Raw genomic sequence first — 15,448 nt, forward strand, 5'->3', positions numbered from 1 at the left:
CCTGTGGGGGTGCCGAGCCAGGCGCGGGTGCTACCCGTGGGCGGCGGGCGAGCCGCGGCCGGCGAAGGTCAGTAGCGCGGCGGCCGGTCCCGTCGGAGGTGTCTCGTCCAGCCGGACGGCACGGAACTTCCGGCGCAGGGCCCGGACCGCGACGCGCGGTCCGGGCCCTGCGGCCGTACCAGGCGCGGCCTAACTCTGTGCGGTGTCGTCGCCCGTCTGCCCGGCACCCTCGGCTGCGCCTGCCTTCTCGCGCATCTTGCGCACCAGCTCCGCCTTCTGGTCGGCGGCACCCTGGCGGTCGAGGTTGCGGTGCGGACCGTTGTTCTGCCGTTCGGCTCGGGACAGCTTCTTGCGCTGGCCGCCGCCCATGCCCACGGGGTTGTTGATGTTCTTGCTCACGGGTTCTCCCGGAATGATGGAAGTGATCTACGGATTCATCGGTGGGGGACGGGCACGGCGACGTCGAAGGGCGTCAGCACGGGCCCATCACGCTCTCACTCGTAAATCGGCATCTGGAAGAACATGACCAAGACGGTACCTGGTTCCGTCGGCCCTGCACACCAAGTTTTTCGCCGTCACAGCGTCGGCCGGGCGTTCGGCGAGCGCCCGGGTGTCAGCCTTTTCCTTCCAGTCAGCTAACGGACCAGCCCCCACTGAGGTGCATCACATTCTCCTGACGAGCCGGGCCGGCAGAACCGGCCGTGGCGGGAAACTCTGAATGATGGTTCACTTCTTCTATGGCCTCCCGCAAGAGCCCGGCCGAAATTCGCCGGCTTGAAGCCGCCGGGAACGTCTCGTCGTACGCGGCCACCAAGGTCGTGGCCGAGGTCGGCTGGGCTCAGGCGTCCATGACCGCGGTCGCCGACGCGGCCGGGATCACCACCGGCTCGGCCTACCAGCGCTCCTCGCCGCCCGGGCGCGGAGGTGGTGGCTCATCGGCTGGAGGCGCCGGCGATCCGGGGCGAGGTGGCCGGGGCGCACCGGCGCTGGAGGAATTCGACGTACCGATCCGGGCGGCTCTTCCGCCACTGCCGCCGGCCCCGCCGTGCCGGGTGGGCCTGGAGGTGGAAGACGGCGATGTGCTGGAGTTCGGCGGCGGGGCGATGGTGGTCGCGGTACCCGGACATACGGACGGGTCAATCGCGCTTCACCTGCCCGGGGGGCACCTTCCACGCCTCGCCATTGGGGTGTTGGAGGTTCTTCCGGCCGCTGTCGCTGAGGAAGCGGTGCAGGGTCTCGGGCAGGGTGCCCGGTGCCACGTGGGCGGTGCCCTCGATGACGAAACGTTCGTGACTGTGCCCGTCGACGAAGTAGACCTCGTCGGAGTCCTCGACGTCGTAGGCCAGGCTCTGCCCGGTGCGCCCGTTCTATGGGCGCCCGGGCGCGTCTCCTGCCCGTGGAACGCGAGGAACTCACGGGCAGGAGGTGCGGGTGCTCCCGGTCAGGCCGCTTCGGCTCTGGCCTCGACGTCCTCGATGCCGGTGGGCCGGCCGGCACGGTTCCAGCGGACGTACAAGCCGACGGCGATGAGCAGCGCGGCCAGCATCGACAGCATGGGCCAGCCGCGCAGCAGGTTCACCGCGAGGGTGAAAGCTACGGCCGCCGCGGCAAGGCCGTTGACCCATACCAGCGCGGGTTTGCCCTCGCGCCGGGCGAAGCGGGTCATGGCGAGCAGACCCACCAGGAAGCTGACGAAGACCGCGACCGCGTAGAACAGGACCAGTTCCTGTTCCTGCCCGGCGGCAGCGAGGATGATGACCGCTGCCGCGGCCAGGTACACCACCACGGACCAGTACGGGGTGTGGTGGCGGTTCGTCCGGCCCAGCACAGGAGGCAGTACGCCCGGTGTCTCGGCCGTACCGGACAGGGCCTTCAGCAGGCCGGGACCTGCCTGGAAGGAGGAGCTGGCGGCCGCGAGCAGCAGGAGCGAGCTGGTCAGCTGGAAGGCGCTGTACAGCCAGCCGGGGCCGGCCGCGGCGTGGGCGATGTCGGCGATCTGGGTGGAGTCGGTGCCGGGGATGCCGATGTGCAACCGGACCGCGAGCGCAGTCAGGGCCAGGGTAAGGCCACCGACGATCACCACGACCAGGGCCAGGGTGCCGCGGCCGAAGCGGCGGCGGTGGGTGTCATCGAGCTGGCCGAGCTGGGCGATCGCGGTGGACGGCGCCTCGATGCCAGTGGCCAGGGCCATGGCGACCGGGAAGGCCAGGACCACCGCGAGCATGGCCGAGTGACCCGGACCGGCTGTCGACGCCGAGTGGCCCGTGGTGTGGGGCGCGGCGAAGCCGAGGATCAGGACGGCCACGGAGATCACCACGAACGCCACGGTCATGACGGCGAACAGCAGCCGTCCGCCGTGCCCGAACCAGGTCAGTCCGGCCACCACGAGCAGCAGCACCAGCGCCAGCGGGATGCGGATCGGGGCGAGCCCTGGGAACAGCGCGATCACCGCACTGGCCGCCGCGGCGATCGAGATGCCGATGGTCAGCACGAAGTCGACCACCAGCGCGCCGATGGGCAGGAACGTCCACCGCGGCCCGAACGCCCGCGCCGCCGCAGCCGCCGCGCCCCCGCCTTTCGGGAAGCGGCGCACCAGCTGCCAGTAGTTGGCGGTGACCACGACCACCAGCCCGACCACCAGGCTCATCGTGGGCAGCAGCAACGCCAGGTCCCCGTGCAGGGCGCGCAGCGCTGCCTCGATCGCATAGGCAACGGAGGAGACGGGGTCGGCGATCACCGCGAAGGCGAACGCGAAGAAAAGGACGGACCGGCGCGGTGTGTGACCGCGCAGGCCCCGGGGGGCAGCCGTGGTGACGGCGGCCTGGCTGGGGGTAGGCACGCGAAGACCTCTCGGTAAAAAAAGTTGAAGGAACTTCGCCGACCAGACTTCCCGGCACACCGGTGACAACCGTACGTCAGCAACTCATCCGTGCACCATCAGCGCGACGTCAAGGACGCGTCAAGGTCACTGATGAACGCCCGCTTCTGGGCCGTATTCACCAGCTTTTCCCTGTCGTCGCCGGCATGTGACGGCGCATCCCTGGTGAGATTGCCTGGTCGGCTGCTTCATGTGGTGCGGGGCTGCGGGGTCATGGGCTGGGAGCCCGGCAAGTCCGCCCGGACGCGCCGCAGGTATCAGCACCTCACCGGCCCCTTGCTGCAGCGGACGGCCGCGAGCAGCGATGACGTCGAGCACACGCAGGACGCCGATGTCCTCACCGAACAAATTCCTGCGGCAGGGACAGCCGGACACACGGCTGACGCCGCAACAGCCGGCCACACAGGTGCATGCACCGGGGGAGCCTCAGGTCGGAAGCTCCGCGAGAGCGCGGATTCCTTAAGGTAGTCCTCACCTCCGTGTGTCCAGCCCACCGCGTTGGAGCCGATGTTGTCGAAGGTGGCGTCGGCTCGCAGCTCAGGTCGCCGGCGAGAGCCCGTGCACAGAGGAAGCCGTCACGATCAAAGCAGTTCCGTCGGCGCGCGTACCGCCTCATGGACATCTGTGGGCTCCGGCGTGTCCGGCGAGGAACCACGTCGTCAGGGTACCCCGCAGGGGTATAGTGTCCCCTGGCAGTGAACGGATGGGAAAGGCGATGACGGCAGCGATGTACCGGCGGATCAGCCCCCGAGACGCTGCACTGCGCTGGACGTGGGCCGCCGTCCTGGCGCTGGTCGCCGCTTTCGCTGTCCTGGTTCACCATGACACGGTCGGCGTCGCCACACCCACCGCCGCGATGGGTGTGAGGCCCGGGATGGACCACGGCGCGGTGGTGCCGACGCAGGCGATCGCCCAGACCGTGCACGACCAGGCCGGCCAGGCCGTGGCCCCGGCCACGGACCATGACGGGGGCGGTCCCTGCTCCGGCCCGTCCATGCAGCACTGTTCGTCCGGGGATGTGGGCACGCCGCAGCTGCTGGCGCCGCCGGCTGCCCTGCACCACGCCGTTCAGGGCTCTTCCGTGCCCGGCGCCCTTGCCGCGCAGCGTCCTTCGGGGATCTGGCACCGTGCTCCGCCCGACCTCTCAGTCCTCTCCCGGTTGCTGATCTAGGCCCGCCGTCCTGCGGTCTGCTGCCGCTTTCCGTTCGGAAGCGGAGCTGCCGCAGGCACCTGGATCATCCGCGCATCGAGAAGAGGACTTACCCCATGAACAGCATCAACCGTCGCTCCGTCCTGCTGGCCGGACTCGGAGTCGCCGGCTCAAGTGCGCTCACCGCGTGCAGCGGTGGCTCCGGCAGCTCCCCCGGCGCCCCGTCTCTGGTCGGCCCCGACAGCAAGCTGGTCGCCGCCACCGACAAGAGGCGCAGGAGCACCGGCAAGGTGCACAACGTCACCCTGACTGCCGCGCCGGCGATGCTGGACCTCGGCGGCGGGGTGCTGGCCAAGAGCTGGGCCTTCAGCGGCCGCGCGCCGGGCAAGGAGATCCGCCTGTCGGCCGGTGACACTCTCGCAGCCGAGCTCTCCAACCAGCTGCCGAACCGGACCGCCACCTCCGTCCACTGGCACGGCATCGCCCTGCGCAACAGCATGGACGGCGTACCCCCTGCCACCCAGACCGCGGTACGGGCCGGGAGCAACTTCGCCTATCGTTTCGTCGCTGACGCCCCGGGCACCTACTTCTTCCACCCGCACGTCGGCGTCCAACTCGACCGTGGCCTGTACGGTCCGCTGATCGTCGAAGACCCGAAGGAGCCGCTGTCGTACGACGACGAGTGGGTCATCGTCCTCGACGACTGGATCGACGGCACCAGCGGCACCCCCGACGAGGTCCTTGCCGGACTCAAACACGGCATGGGCGGCATGGACATGGGCGGCGCGAGCCCCAGCCCGAGCAGTTCCACCGGTGACGACGACATGGGGGGCATGGGCGGGATGGACATGAGCCACCTGAGCATGGGCGGCGGCACCTCGGACAACGCGACCGCCTCGCCGCCCCGTTCCGGCGGCATGTCGATGAAGTTCATGCTCATGGATGCCCAAAGCAAGCTGCTCGGCGGTGACGCCGGCGACGTCAAGTATCCCTACCACCTCGTCAACGGCCGTGTGCCGGCCGACCCCGATGTATTCACCAGCAAGCCCGGTAAGCGGGTCAGGCTGCGCATCATCAACGCCGGCGGCGACACGGCGTACCGGGTCGCGCTCGGCGGCCACAAGCTGACCGTCACCCACACCGACGGCTTCCCGGTCCAGCACCAGCAAGTGGACGCGCTGCTGGTCGGGATGGCGGAGCGGTACGACGTCCTGGTCACCCTCTCCGACGGCGTCTTCCCGCTCGTCGCGCTCGCCGAAGGCAAGAAGGCCAGTGGCATGGCCCTGGTCCGCACAGGGTCCGCCGGCGCGCCGAAGCCGACCGTCCGCCCTAAGGAACTGGACGGCATGACCATGACGGCCGCTCAGCTGAAGGCGGCCGACGATGTCCGGCTGGAGACGAAGCAGGCCGACCGCGTGCACCGCATCGAACTGACCGGGGGCATGGACACGTACGACTGGGGCATCAACGGCCAGCGGTTCGACATGAACAACCCCACCGCGAACCCCGTCCTGGTAGAGCAGGGAGAGCGGGTCCGGCTGGACTTCGTCAACAAGACGGACATGTGGCATCCGATGCACCTGCACGGCCACACCTACCAGCTCGCCAGGGGCGGTCCGCGCAAGGACACCACCATCGTGCTGCCGAAGACGACCTTGTCGGTGTTCTTCGACGCGGACAACCCGGGGCAGTGGTTGCTGCACTGCCACAACGCCTACCACGGTGCTGCCGGAATGATGGCGCTGGTGGCCTACCAAGCCTGAGTCGCGCGGTGATTCTGCCGGCGGGGGCATTCCCTGCCGGCACAGTCGCTGCTGCGCGGGTCGGGCGGCCGCCATGCGCGCGGTCCCAGGGGGCGGGACGTTCCCCCTGGCGTGGCGCGCCCTCCCCCCTTCCGGCGTCCTGAGCCGCGATCCTCACAAGGACGCCGGTCCACCACTTGGGATTACAGATGCCCCCCGGGGGTACGCGACCGGCCCGGACGACAGTAGGAGAGGAGCGCGGAGATGGCCGTCCAGACCGCCGCCCCGCACGACGCGGCCCCGGCCGTCCTTCCGGCCTGGCGACATCAGGAGGGTCTGCCGGCCACCTGCCAGGACGGTGAGGCGGAGTGAACGGGATGACGGCGGCGCTGTCGCTGCTGGGCGTGGCGGTACTGGCTGTCGCCGGTGTCTACGGGGCGGCCTGGGCGGCGCGGTTGTCCTCCGATCCGGTGGCCGCCGCTCCGTTCAACTCGGGGCTGGACCCGGTCGAGCACGCGGTCAGCCGGTTCCACGTGCGCTGGTACACCGTGACGATGCTGTTCCTGGCCTTCGACATGGAAATGGTGTTCATGTATCCGTGGACGCGGGTGGTCTCCGCGATGGGTCCCAGCGCGGTGATCGAGATGTTCGTCTTCCTGGCGGTCCTGTTGGCCGGCGTCGTCTATGCCTGGCGGGAGGGCGCACTGCGATGGACGTGACCGGCCTCGCGCTGCGCGCTGCCGCTGCCCGGCCCTGCGTACTGCTGGCCACCCTGCCGGGAGGAACGGCTGCGCGGCTTCAAGCCGAGCGCCTGTCGCGGCTGCGGGACTGGCCGCTGGCCGCCACTCCGGCCCAGGCGGATCTGCTGCTTGTCGTCGGCCCGGACAGCCCGCACCTGCACGCGGCAGTCAACCGGCTCTGGCAGGCCCTGCCCGCGCCCCGCGCCCGGGTGCACGCGCCCGACGCCGACTTTATCGAGGCCGCACTGGAGGCCGGACAGACTCAGCTCGGCTCGCCGGCTGTTCAGCGCGAGCATGTCGAAGCATCCGCCGAAACATTCCGCAACGACGACGACGGCGCCCCGGACCATCAGGAGTCTTCCGGAGGTGCTCACCACGAGGACGAAGACGAAGGCGCAGCGCACGGCCATGCCGGTGCGCACGGCGAGCATGCCGATGGGAACGGCGGTCACGGTGGCAGGCAGATGGAGATGCCGGGCGGGCTGCCGATGGCAGAGCAGGGTGAAGACCGCGACGGCCTGATGCTGGACCGGCTCCATGTGCCGCTGGGGCCTTTCCTCAACGACTGGCCGGTCGGCCTGACCATCCACCTCGTTCTGCAGGGCGATGTCATTCAGCAGGCCGACCTCGAAGTGCCGCGTCCGCCCACGGCCGGGGCCCCCGCGCCGTTCTGGGTGCAGCCGTGGATGCGCGCGGCGGCCGGTGAGCCGGTGAGCGTCGGCGAGGGAGCCCGCCGGCGGGCGGCTGCGCGTCTGGACGGCCTGGCCCGGCTGTTGTCGGTGGCCGGCTGGCCCGCCGAGGCGGTCGCGGCGCGGCGGCTGCGCGATGACCTGCTCGCCGGTGCTCCTGCCTCGGAGGTGGTGCCCAGGCTGGACCGTTTCGCCCGCCGGGTCGGCCGGTCTCGGACGCTGGCCTGGCTGACCCGCGGGATCGGCCACGTGAGTACGCGAGAGGCGCGGGAGGCCGGGGTGAGCGGACCGGCGGCGCATGCCGGCGGGGACGTAACCGACCGCTACCGGCGGTGGCTTGCCGACATCCGCCGCGATGTCGGGCGGATGGATGAGCTGCCACTGCTTCAGCCGGCGGTGGAAGAAAGCCCCCGTGGTTACTGGAAGGCCGATGACCCGCCGTCGGCCGCGCTGATCAGGCTACTGCCGAAGCTGTTGACCGGGGCGGAGATGGCCGCGGCCCGTCTCATCGTGGCCGGCCTCGACCCGGACCCGGACGAACTCGCCGCGAGCGGACGTGAGGTGACGGCCCATGGTTGAGGCAGGAGCCTGGTGGACGCTGCTGGCCGCACCCGCACTGCTGCTCGCTCTGGCCGCGCTGGCGGTGGCCGGCAACGCCGTGCTCGACGCTCGCGATGCGGGCCGGCCTCTCACCCCTGCGGCCGCGGTGGGGCCGTTCCTGGGTGTGCCGCGTGCGCTGCTGAAGCAGCCGCGGCGCCTGCCCGCCCCGGATGTGCTGCTGTGGCGGGCGGGTGTGATCACCGTGCCGGTGGCCGCGGTGCTGTCCACGTTGGTGATCCCCTTCGGCCACACGGTGGTGGCCGACGTGTCGGTCGGCGTCGTGTGGTTCAACGCCATGGAGGTGCTGACCTGGGCCGGGCTGTGGCTGGCCGGGTGGGGCCCCAACGCGGCCTTCTCCCTCATCGGCGGTTACCGCTTCCTGGCCCAGGGCCTGGCATACGAGTTGCCGCTGATGTTCGCACTGATCTCGGCCGCTACCGGCGCGCAGTCCCTGCGGGTAGGTGACATCGCCGCTGCCCAGCACGGCCTGTGGTACGCGGTGTGGATGCCGGTCGCTTTCGTCGTCTATCTGGCCGGCGTCCTCGCCTTCAGCTTTCTGGGCCCGTTCGCCTACCCGGCCGGACCCGACCTCGCCGGCGGGGTACTGAGCGACGCTGCGGGGCCGGACCGGCTGCTGCTGCAGGCCGGGCGGTGGCTGTGGCTGGCCGCGGGGGCTGCGATGGCGGTGCCGCTCTTCCTGGGCGGCGGCGCCGGCCCGGGACTGCCGGCCTGGGCGTGGTCGCTGGTCAAGACGCTGCTGGTGCTCGCTGCGCTGGTGGTGGCGGCGCGGCGGCTGCCGGTGATCCGCGCGGACCGGTATGTCGAGTTGACCTGGGTGGTGCTCATCCCGCTGACGATCGTGCAGGCCCTGGTGCCGGCTCTGGTCGATCTGAACCGATGACGAGCGAAGGGAGCACGGCATGAGTACGACGGACCTCGTGCTGCTGGCCGTACTGGGCGTACTTGCCCTGGTCGGTGGCGTGTTGGTGTTCACCCTGAACTCGATGGCCCGCGTCACCTTCGCCCTGCTGGCGTCGCTGTGCTGTGTCGGGGGCGTGGTGAGCGTGCTCGGGCTGCCGTATCTGGGGGTGGTGATCGTGCTGATGATGGTCATGGAGATGGTGGTCATGGCCGTGTTCATGATCGCCTACATGATGAACCCGGCGGGTCTGATGCCGATGTCGATGCTGCACAACAAGCGCGGCTCCCTGGCCATCAGCGCCGCGGTGTTCGCCGCCCTGGTCGCCGGGATCTTCGCCGTCCCCTGGCCCGAGCACACGGGAGTCCGGCCGGAGGACACCACTTTCCAGGTCGGCATGTCCCTGATGGGGCCTCAGATGCTGACGATGGTGACGCTGGGGTTCGTGCTGCTGGCCACCATGGTCGGAGCCACTGTGCTGGCCACCCACCGGGGCCGCTACGACCGCTTCGGCGACGACCTCGACCAGCGGCCCGCGAACGACCCGGCCGGCGGAGGGGTGGGCCGATGACCTTCGAGCTGCTGTTGGTGTTGGCCGCGGGCCTGTTCTGCATTGGTCTGTTCGGTGCGCTGTCCCAGCAGTCCATCGTCATGATCATGATGGGGATCGAGCTGATGATCGGCGGGCTGGTCGTGGCCGCCGCCGACTTCTGGCACTTCCTCGCTCCGGCAGCGCCGAGCGGCCAGGTGGTGATCGTGGCGGCAGTTGTGGCGATGGCGGTGGAGATGGCCATGGGCTTCGCCGTCACCACGGCCATCTACCGGGCCCGGCAGGTCGACATGACCGACATGGCCGAGGAGTTGAAGGGGTGAGCGCGCTGATCTGGCTGCTGATCGCCATCCCCTTGGGTACCGGGGCCGTCCTCGGCCTGGCAGGCCGAGGCGTCAACCGCTCGGCTCCGGTCCTCGGCGTGGCGGCGGCCCTGGTGACGCTGGGCCTGGCGGTCGCCGCCGCTGTGACACGCCCCGAGGCGAGCGCACCGCTCTTCGCCGGGATGCGGGCCTCCCTGGCGGTGGACGGCCTGTCGGCGGCCCTGGTGGTCACGGTCGCCGCGGTCACCCTGGGCGTGCTGCTGTCCGCCGCCGGGGAGTTCGGCCCGGGCGAGAACCGGGGCCGGTTCTTCGGACTGATGCTGCTCTTCGCCGGGGCCATGCTCGCCACCGTCACAGCGACGACGCTGCCGCTGCTGCTGATGGCCTGGGAGGTCATGGGCGCCACCAGTTGGGCGCTGATCGGCTACTGGTGGCAACAGCCGGAGCGGGCGCGGGCGGCGGACGTCGCCTTCCTCACTACGCGTACCGCCGACCTCGGTCTGTACCTTGCGGCCGGGGCCGCACTCGCGGGCGGCATCGGCTCCCTGCGCCTGGACAAGCTGCCCGAGGCGAGCTCCCCGTGGCTGCAGCTGGTCACCGCGGGAGTCGTGGCCGCGGCGCTGGGCAAGTCCGCTCAACTGCCGTTCTCTTTCTGGCTGTCCAGGGCGATGCAGGGCCCCGGCCCGGTCTCGGCGCTGCTGCACTCGGCGACCATGGTCGCCGCCGGCGCCTATCTGCTGCTGCGACTGCACCCGCTGCTGGCCGCCACCGCCTGGGCAGGCCCGCTGGTCGCCTGGACCGGCGCGCTCACCGCCCTGGTCCTGGGAGTCGTGGCCGTCGTCCAGCAGGATCTCAAACAGCTGCTCGCGGCCTCCACTTCCGCACAGATCGGCTTCATGGTGCTGGCCGCCGGCAGTGGCGGCGTGGCGGGCGGCGTCACGCAGCTGATCGCGCACGCCGCCACCAAGTCGGGGCTGTTCCTGGCCGCCGGAGCATGGCTGACCGCGCTGGGCACCAAACAGCTGCCCGCCCTGCGTGGCGCTGCCCGCCGCCACCGGCTCCTCGGCGCCGCCTTCGCCCTCGGCGCCCTGACGCTGGCGGGGCTGCCTCCTCTGTCACTGTGGGCGGCCAAGGACGAGGTCCTCGCCGCCGCCCGCGCTCAAAGCACCGGCCTGTACGCCGTGGGTCTGGCGGGTGCCGTCGTGGCGGCCGTCTACAGCATCAAAGCCGTGTGGTACATCACCCGGCCCCTGCCCCGGCACGCGGAAGCCGGCTACGACACCGAGCGGCACGGCACGCGCCAGGTCTCACGCGCGGTGCCGGCCCCCTTGTGGGCGCTGACGGGAGCCGCGGCGGTGCTGGGCGTGCTCGCTCTGCCAGGCCCGGCGTCCTGGCTGAAGCGTCTGGTCGGCACCCCCGACGAGCCGGTGCCCGCGCCCTGGGAACTGGGGCTGTCCGCAGGAGTTGTTGCCATGGCCGCCGCTCTGACCTGGTGGTGGCCACGGCGTACCGCACCCGCGCCTGGCGCCGCGGTGCGGTGGGCCGAGGAGTGGCTGCGTCTGGAACGGGCCGCTGACGTCCTGGTGGTGCGGCCCGTCCTTGCCCTGGCGCGGGCGCTGGCCGTCTTCGACGACCGGGTCGTCGACGGCGCCGTGCGCCGGACGGCTCGCGGCGGCCTCACGCTCGCCCGCTGCGCCGGACGGCTGGATGACGGCGGCATCGACGCCGCCGTCCACGCGGTCGCGGCCGGCGCCCGGCGGCTGGGCCGGTGGGCGCGCCGCCCGCAGACCGGGCTGCTGCACCAGTACTACGCCCAAGCCGCCGTCGGCTTCGCGGTGCTGACCCTGATCGTGCTGTTGGTGAGGTAAATCCCTGTGCTGAGTCTCGTCACCTTCCTGCCGCTGCTCGTGTGCGCGGTGCTGCTGCTCTGGCCGCGCACCCTGCCCGACCGGATGTACGTCTGGCTGTGGATCTCTGCCGCGGCCGCGGACCTGGCCCTGGTCATCGCCCTGTGGGCCGGCTTCGACGCTGGTGGCGGGACGCAGTATGAGCAGCGGATGCGCTGGATCCCCAGCGCCGGGGTCGGCTACCACGTGGGCGTCGACGGGCTCTCGCTGCCCCTGGTAGCCCTTACCTGCCTGCTCTTCCTGGCCGTCGCCGTGTACTCGCTGCGCGAGACCGAACGCGTGCGCTCCTACGTCTGCCTGTTCCTCTTCCTGCAGACCGTCAGCCTGGGACTGTTCGTCGCCCTGGACCTGATCCTGTTCTTCGTCTTCTTCGACCTGTCCATCGTCGGCATGTTCTTCGTCATCGCCGGCTGGGGCCACGGCGAGCGTGCCCGGGCGGCGGCCCTGAAGTTCTTCCTCTACACCTTCCTCGGCTCCCTCGCCCTGCTGCTCGGCTTCATCGGCCTGTACCTGGCCGCCGACCCGCACACCTTCGACATCACCGAACTGGTCCGCGCCAACCCGCTGGCCGGCCGCGGCCTGTACGCCGGACTGGTCCTGCTGGCGATCGGCGTCGGGCTCGCGGTCAAGACGCCGACCGTGCCGTTCCACACCTGGCTGCCGCCCGCCCACACCGACGCCCCCGCCGCCGGCTCGGCGATCCTCGCCGGCATCCTGCTGAAGATGGGCACCTACGGATTCGTCCGTATCGCCATGCCCCTGCTGCCCGGCTCCTGGCGCCACTACGCCCTGGTCATCGTCATCATCGGCGCGCTCTCCGTCGTCTACGGGGCATTGGTGGCACTGGCGCAGACCGACTTCAAACGCATGATCGCTTACACATCGGTCAACCACATGGGCTACATCGTCCTCGCCATCGGAGCCGCCGGAACCCTGGCAGGCAGCGATGCCCAGGCCCGCTCACTCGCGGTGACCGGGGCGGTCACCCAGATGGTCAGCCACGGCCTGATCACCGGGGCGCTGTTCCTGCTCACCGGAGTGCTGTACGACCGGGGGCGGACCTACGCCATGGACGCCTACTCCGGCCTGGCCGCGCACACCCCCCGCTTCGCCGGCGTCACCGCCGTCGCCGCGTTCGCCAGCCTCGGCATCCCCGGCTTCTCGGGCTTCATCGCCGAGTTCCAGATTCTCACCGGTTCCCTGGCCTCCCAAGCGACGGCCACCGCCATCGCCGTGACCGGCATCCTCATCACCGCCGCGCTGTTCCTGCGCGCCCTGCGCTCGGTTTTCCTTGGCATCCCCCGCCTGCCGCAGACCGTCCCCACCGGTGGGATCAGTGACCTGCGAAGCGCCGAGGCGCTGTCCATCGTGCCCCTGCTCGCGGTCGCCCTGATCATCGGCGTCGCGCCGCGCTGGCTGCTGGACGTGATCGAACCAGCCAGCCGCACCGTGACCGGGCTGGTGGCACGGTGAACGAGAACCTGATCGCCCTACTGCCCGAACTCGCTCTCCTCGGCGCCGCGGTCATCGGTCTGCTGACCGGCTCCTGGCTGCCCCGCCGCCGCCAGTGGATCATCGCCTTCCTGGCAGCCACCGCTTGCGCGGCGGGCCTGGTGGCCACCGCCGTCACCATGGCCAACGACCGCGAACAGACCGTCTTCTCCGACACCTTCGCCGTCGATGCTGCCACCGACATGGGCCGCCTCATCGTCTTGGCCGCCCTGCTGCTGATCATCGGCATGTCCGTCGAATCCGTCCGCGGCCACCAACGAGAGACCGAGTACTGGGTGCTGTTGCTCATGACCGGCGCCGGCACTCTCGCCTTGGTCGGCGCTGACGACCTGCTGATGCTGTTCGCCGCCTACCTGCTGGCCAGTGTCCCCGCTTACGCGCTCGCCGGCTTCGCCAAGGACGCCCCCGGTACCGAAGCCGCGTTGAAGTACTACCTGATGGGCGCTCTGCTCGGCACTACCATGCTGGCCGGTATCGCCCTCCTGTACGGCGCCGGCCACGCCACGCTCTACCGCGAACTGAACACCAGCCTGCCCACGGCCTCGTACGGACTCGTCGCCGTGGGGCTCGTCGGTGTGCTGGCCGGGCTGCTGTTCAAGATCGGAGCCGTCCCGGCCCACTACTGGGTCCCCGACGTCACCGACGGCGCCCCTGCACCGGTCGCCGCCTACGTCACCACCCTGCCCAAGGTCGGCGGCCTCATTGCCGGCTACCGCCTCCTTCACCAGGCGCTGCCCGGCACGGACGTCAACTGGCCCCTGCTGCTGGCCGTTCTCGCCGCGATCACCATGACTCTGGGCAATCTCGCCGCGTTCTTCCAGACGTCCGTGAAGCGCCTGCTCGCGTACTCCACGATCAGCCAGGTCGGCTACCTCCTGATGGCCCTGTCCGTGGCCACGCGCAGCGACCTCGCCCAAAAGAGCCTGCTGTTCTACCTGGCCGCCTACGCCGCCACCAACATCGGCGCCTTCGCCGTCGTCACCGAACTGCCCAACGCCCGCACGCTCCAGGACTACCGCGGCCTCGCCCACCGCCACCCCGGCCTCGCCGCCGTCCTCGTCGCGTGCCTGCTCGGCCTGGTGGGCACCCCGCCGACCGGCGTATTCCTCGGTAAACTGGAGATCTTCAGCGCGGCCGTCGACGGTGACTACACCTGGCTCGCCGCCCTCGCCGTTGCCAACACCGTCGCCTCCCTCTTCTACTACCTGCGCTGGCTTGCCCCCCTCTTCGCCGCCACCGCTCCCACACCCCTCGGCGCACAGGCCGTCCAGGGCCGCTGGACTGCCGCCACCGCCTACACCGCCGGCACGATCTCCGTCGTCCTCGGCGTGGCCGGCGGCGCGGTACTTCCCCTCACCACCGGGCCGCTCCTGCGCTGAGGGCGCGGTCGGCAGTCTCGCCTTGTTCTTACGCACGGGCAGGCAGCGGCAGCGGTTCTTCGGCGTAGGCAGCCGTGAGCTGGTCGATCTGCTCGTAACCGGTGCGCAGCAGGAAGGTGTTGAGGCGGCCGTGGGAGGTCGTCATCGGCTCTCTCGGCACGGTAGCCGGTCAGCACGGTGACCCCCTCGGCCTCCAGCCGCTCCCGCAGCACCTGCGAAGCGCGCGGTTCCTCACGGGGCACCAGACGGTCCATCACTTCTACGAGGGTGACCTGCGAGCCGAGCCGGGCGAACGCCTGGCCCAGTGTGCAGCCGACGGGCCCGCCGCCCAGCACCACCAGGCGCCGCGGGAGTTCGGACAGCTCCCAGATGGTGTCGCTGGTCAGCGGCCCGGCCGAGGCCGGACCGGGGACCGGCGCCGGCGAGGAGCCCGTGGCGATGACGGCGTACCGGAAGGAGATCTCCCGCTCGCCCACCCGCATGGTCCTCGGGCCGGTGAAGGACGCCGCGCCATGGGCGACGTCGACGCCCAACGGGGCGAGCGCCTCGGCCGAGTCGTGCGGTGAGATCGCGCCGATCGCCCGCTTCACCTCCCCGATGGCCGCCGCGAGGTCGGCACGGCCGGACACCGGCGGGAGCCGTAGGCGACGCCGCGGCGGGCCGCCTGGACATCGGAGGCCACGGGCAGCAGCGCTTTGCTCGGTACGCACCCTGTCCACAGACAGCCCCCACCCAGCCGGTCCCCCTCGATGAGCAGCGTGCGCGCGCCGAAGCGCCCGGCGGCGGGCCGCGGTCAGCCCGGCGCATCCGCCGTCGATGACCACCAGGTCGTACCTACCCGGACTGACTCCCCGCCGCGCCGCGGCCGCCAAGCGCTCGCTGGCGCGGCGGGCGGTCCGTGGACGACGCCTGGAGCTGCCGCTGCGCCGTCTGGGTGCCGGCCTTCCCACCGAGCAACCGTCACAGTCGACATGAAACGCCCGCCAGCCCGCTCGGGGCCTGGCACGGCCGACCCCTCTCCACGGCGTCCTCGACGAGCACCGGCGCGAGACGGTCGGG

At 70.9% G+C, this 15,448-nt stretch carries 14 protein-coding genes and 2 pseudogenes; 11 read left to right on the top strand and 5 right to left on the bottom strand.

The window, feature by feature from the left end; all coding sequences use genetic code 11:
- Nucleotides 1-189 precede the first annotated feature (189 nt).
- Complete coding sequence (locus tag AB0M87_RS07870; RefSeq protein WP_221174717.1) at nt 190-399, bottom strand: DUF6243 family protein; 210 nt, start codon at nt 397-399, stop codon at nt 190-192.
- A 338-nt stretch (nt 400-737) separates the two neighbouring features.
- Here AB0M87_RS07870 and AB0M87_RS07875 point away from each other — a divergent pair.
- Nucleotides 738-899 (top strand): annotated as a pseudogene (locus AB0M87_RS07875) (TetR/AcrR family transcriptional regulator); the annotation flags it as partial.
- 33 nt (nt 900-932) lie between these two features.
- Here the strand turns inward: AB0M87_RS07875 and AB0M87_RS07880 are convergent.
- From AB0M87_RS07880 to AB0M87_RS07890, 3 genes are all read right to left on the bottom strand, one after another.
- On the bottom strand, nt 933-1,127 hold the full coding sequence (locus tag AB0M87_RS07880; protein WP_365851490.1) for a hypothetical protein: 195 nt from the start codon (nt 1,125-1,127) through the stop codon (nt 933-935).
- Nucleotides 1,128-1,136: 9 nt separating this feature from the next.
- Nucleotides 1,137-1,259, bottom strand: a complete 123-nt coding sequence (locus AB0M87_RS07885) for a hypothetical protein (RefSeq protein ID WP_365851491.1) — start codon at nt 1,257-1,259, stop codon at nt 1,137-1,139.
- Nucleotides 1,260-1,441: 182 nt separating this feature from the next.
- Nucleotides 1,442-2,839, bottom strand: coding sequence for an amino acid permease (locus AB0M87_RS07890; RefSeq protein ID WP_365851027.1), 1,398 nt, complete (start codon nt 2,837-2,839; stop codon nt 1,442-1,444).
- A gap of 754 nt (nt 2,840-3,593) precedes the next feature.
- Between AB0M87_RS07890 and AB0M87_RS07895 the strand changes: the two genes are divergently transcribed.
- The 10 genes from AB0M87_RS07895 to AB0M87_RS07940 all read left to right on the top strand — a co-directional run bounded on the left by AB0M87_RS07895 (nt 3,594) and on the right by AB0M87_RS07940 (nt 14,389).
- Nucleotides 3,594-4,049 carry a hypothetical protein gene (locus AB0M87_RS07895; RefSeq protein ID WP_365851029.1) on the top strand — a complete coding sequence of 152 codons (456 nt, stop codon included), beginning with the start codon at nt 3,594-3,596 and terminating at the stop codon, nt 4,047-4,049.
- A 95-nt stretch (nt 4,050-4,144) separates the two neighbouring features.
- Entirely contained in the window at nt 4,145-5,791 is a 1,647-nt protein-coding gene (locus tag AB0M87_RS07900; protein WP_365851030.1) for a multicopper oxidase family protein, read from the top strand.
- A gap of 356 nt (nt 5,792-6,147) precedes the next feature.
- Entirely contained in the window at nt 6,148-6,489 is a 342-nt protein-coding gene (locus AB0M87_RS07905; protein ID WP_365851032.1) for an NADH-quinone oxidoreductase subunit A, read from the top strand.
- Nucleotides 6,480-7,778 (top strand): hypothetical protein, encoded by a 1,299-nt coding sequence (locus AB0M87_RS07910; protein ID WP_365851033.1) that lies wholly within the window; start codon nt 6,480-6,482, stop codon nt 7,776-7,778. The genes AB0M87_RS07905 and AB0M87_RS07910 overlap by 10 nt, the downstream gene beginning before the upstream one ends.
- Nucleotides 7,771-8,700: an NADH-quinone oxidoreductase subunit H gene (locus AB0M87_RS07915; RefSeq protein WP_365851034.1), complete on the top strand. Its 930-nt coding sequence runs from the start codon at nt 7,771-7,773 to the stop codon at nt 8,698-8,700. Before AB0M87_RS07910 ends, AB0M87_RS07915 begins: the two co-directional genes overlap by 8 nt.
- A 19-nt stretch (nt 8,701-8,719) precedes the next feature.
- Nucleotides 8,720-9,289, top strand: coding sequence for an NADH-quinone oxidoreductase subunit J (locus tag AB0M87_RS07920; RefSeq protein ID WP_365851035.1), 570 nt, complete (start codon nt 8,720-8,722; stop codon nt 9,287-9,289).
- Nucleotides 9,286-9,591, top strand: a complete 306-nt coding sequence (locus tag AB0M87_RS07925) for an NADH-quinone oxidoreductase subunit K (RefSeq protein WP_365851036.1) — start codon at nt 9,286-9,288, stop codon at nt 9,589-9,591. The genes AB0M87_RS07920 and AB0M87_RS07925 overlap by 4 nt, the downstream gene beginning before the upstream one ends.
- A complete protein-coding gene (locus AB0M87_RS07930) occupies nt 9,588-11,459 on the top strand; it encodes a proton-conducting transporter membrane subunit (protein WP_365851037.1) in 1,872 nt (623 codons plus the stop codon). Before AB0M87_RS07925 ends, AB0M87_RS07930 begins: the two co-directional genes overlap by 4 nt.
- Before the next feature lie 6 nt (nt 11,460-11,465).
- Nucleotides 11,466-12,971 carry an NADH-quinone oxidoreductase subunit M gene (locus tag AB0M87_RS07935; RefSeq protein WP_365851038.1) on the top strand — a complete coding sequence of 502 codons (1,506 nt, stop codon included), beginning with the start codon at nt 11,466-11,468 and terminating at the stop codon, nt 12,969-12,971.
- Nucleotides 12,968-14,389 carry an NADH-quinone oxidoreductase subunit N gene (locus AB0M87_RS07940; protein WP_365851039.1) on the top strand — a complete coding sequence of 474 codons (1,422 nt, stop codon included), beginning with the start codon at nt 12,968-12,970 and terminating at the stop codon, nt 14,387-14,389. The genes AB0M87_RS07935 and AB0M87_RS07940 overlap by 4 nt, the downstream gene beginning before the upstream one ends.
- Nucleotides 14,390-14,586: 197 nt before the next feature.
- On the opposite strand, the pseudogene AB0M87_RS07945 reads toward AB0M87_RS07940, so the two are convergent.
- Nucleotides 14,587-15,339 (bottom strand): annotated as a pseudogene (locus AB0M87_RS07945) (FAD-dependent oxidoreductase); the annotation flags it as partial.
- Nucleotides 15,340-15,448: the final 109 nt, after the last annotated feature.

The organism is Streptomyces sp. NPDC051320, assembly GCF_040682175.1.
Classification (GTDB): domain Bacteria; phylum Actinomycetota; class Actinomycetes; order Streptomycetales; family Streptomycetaceae; genus Streptomyces.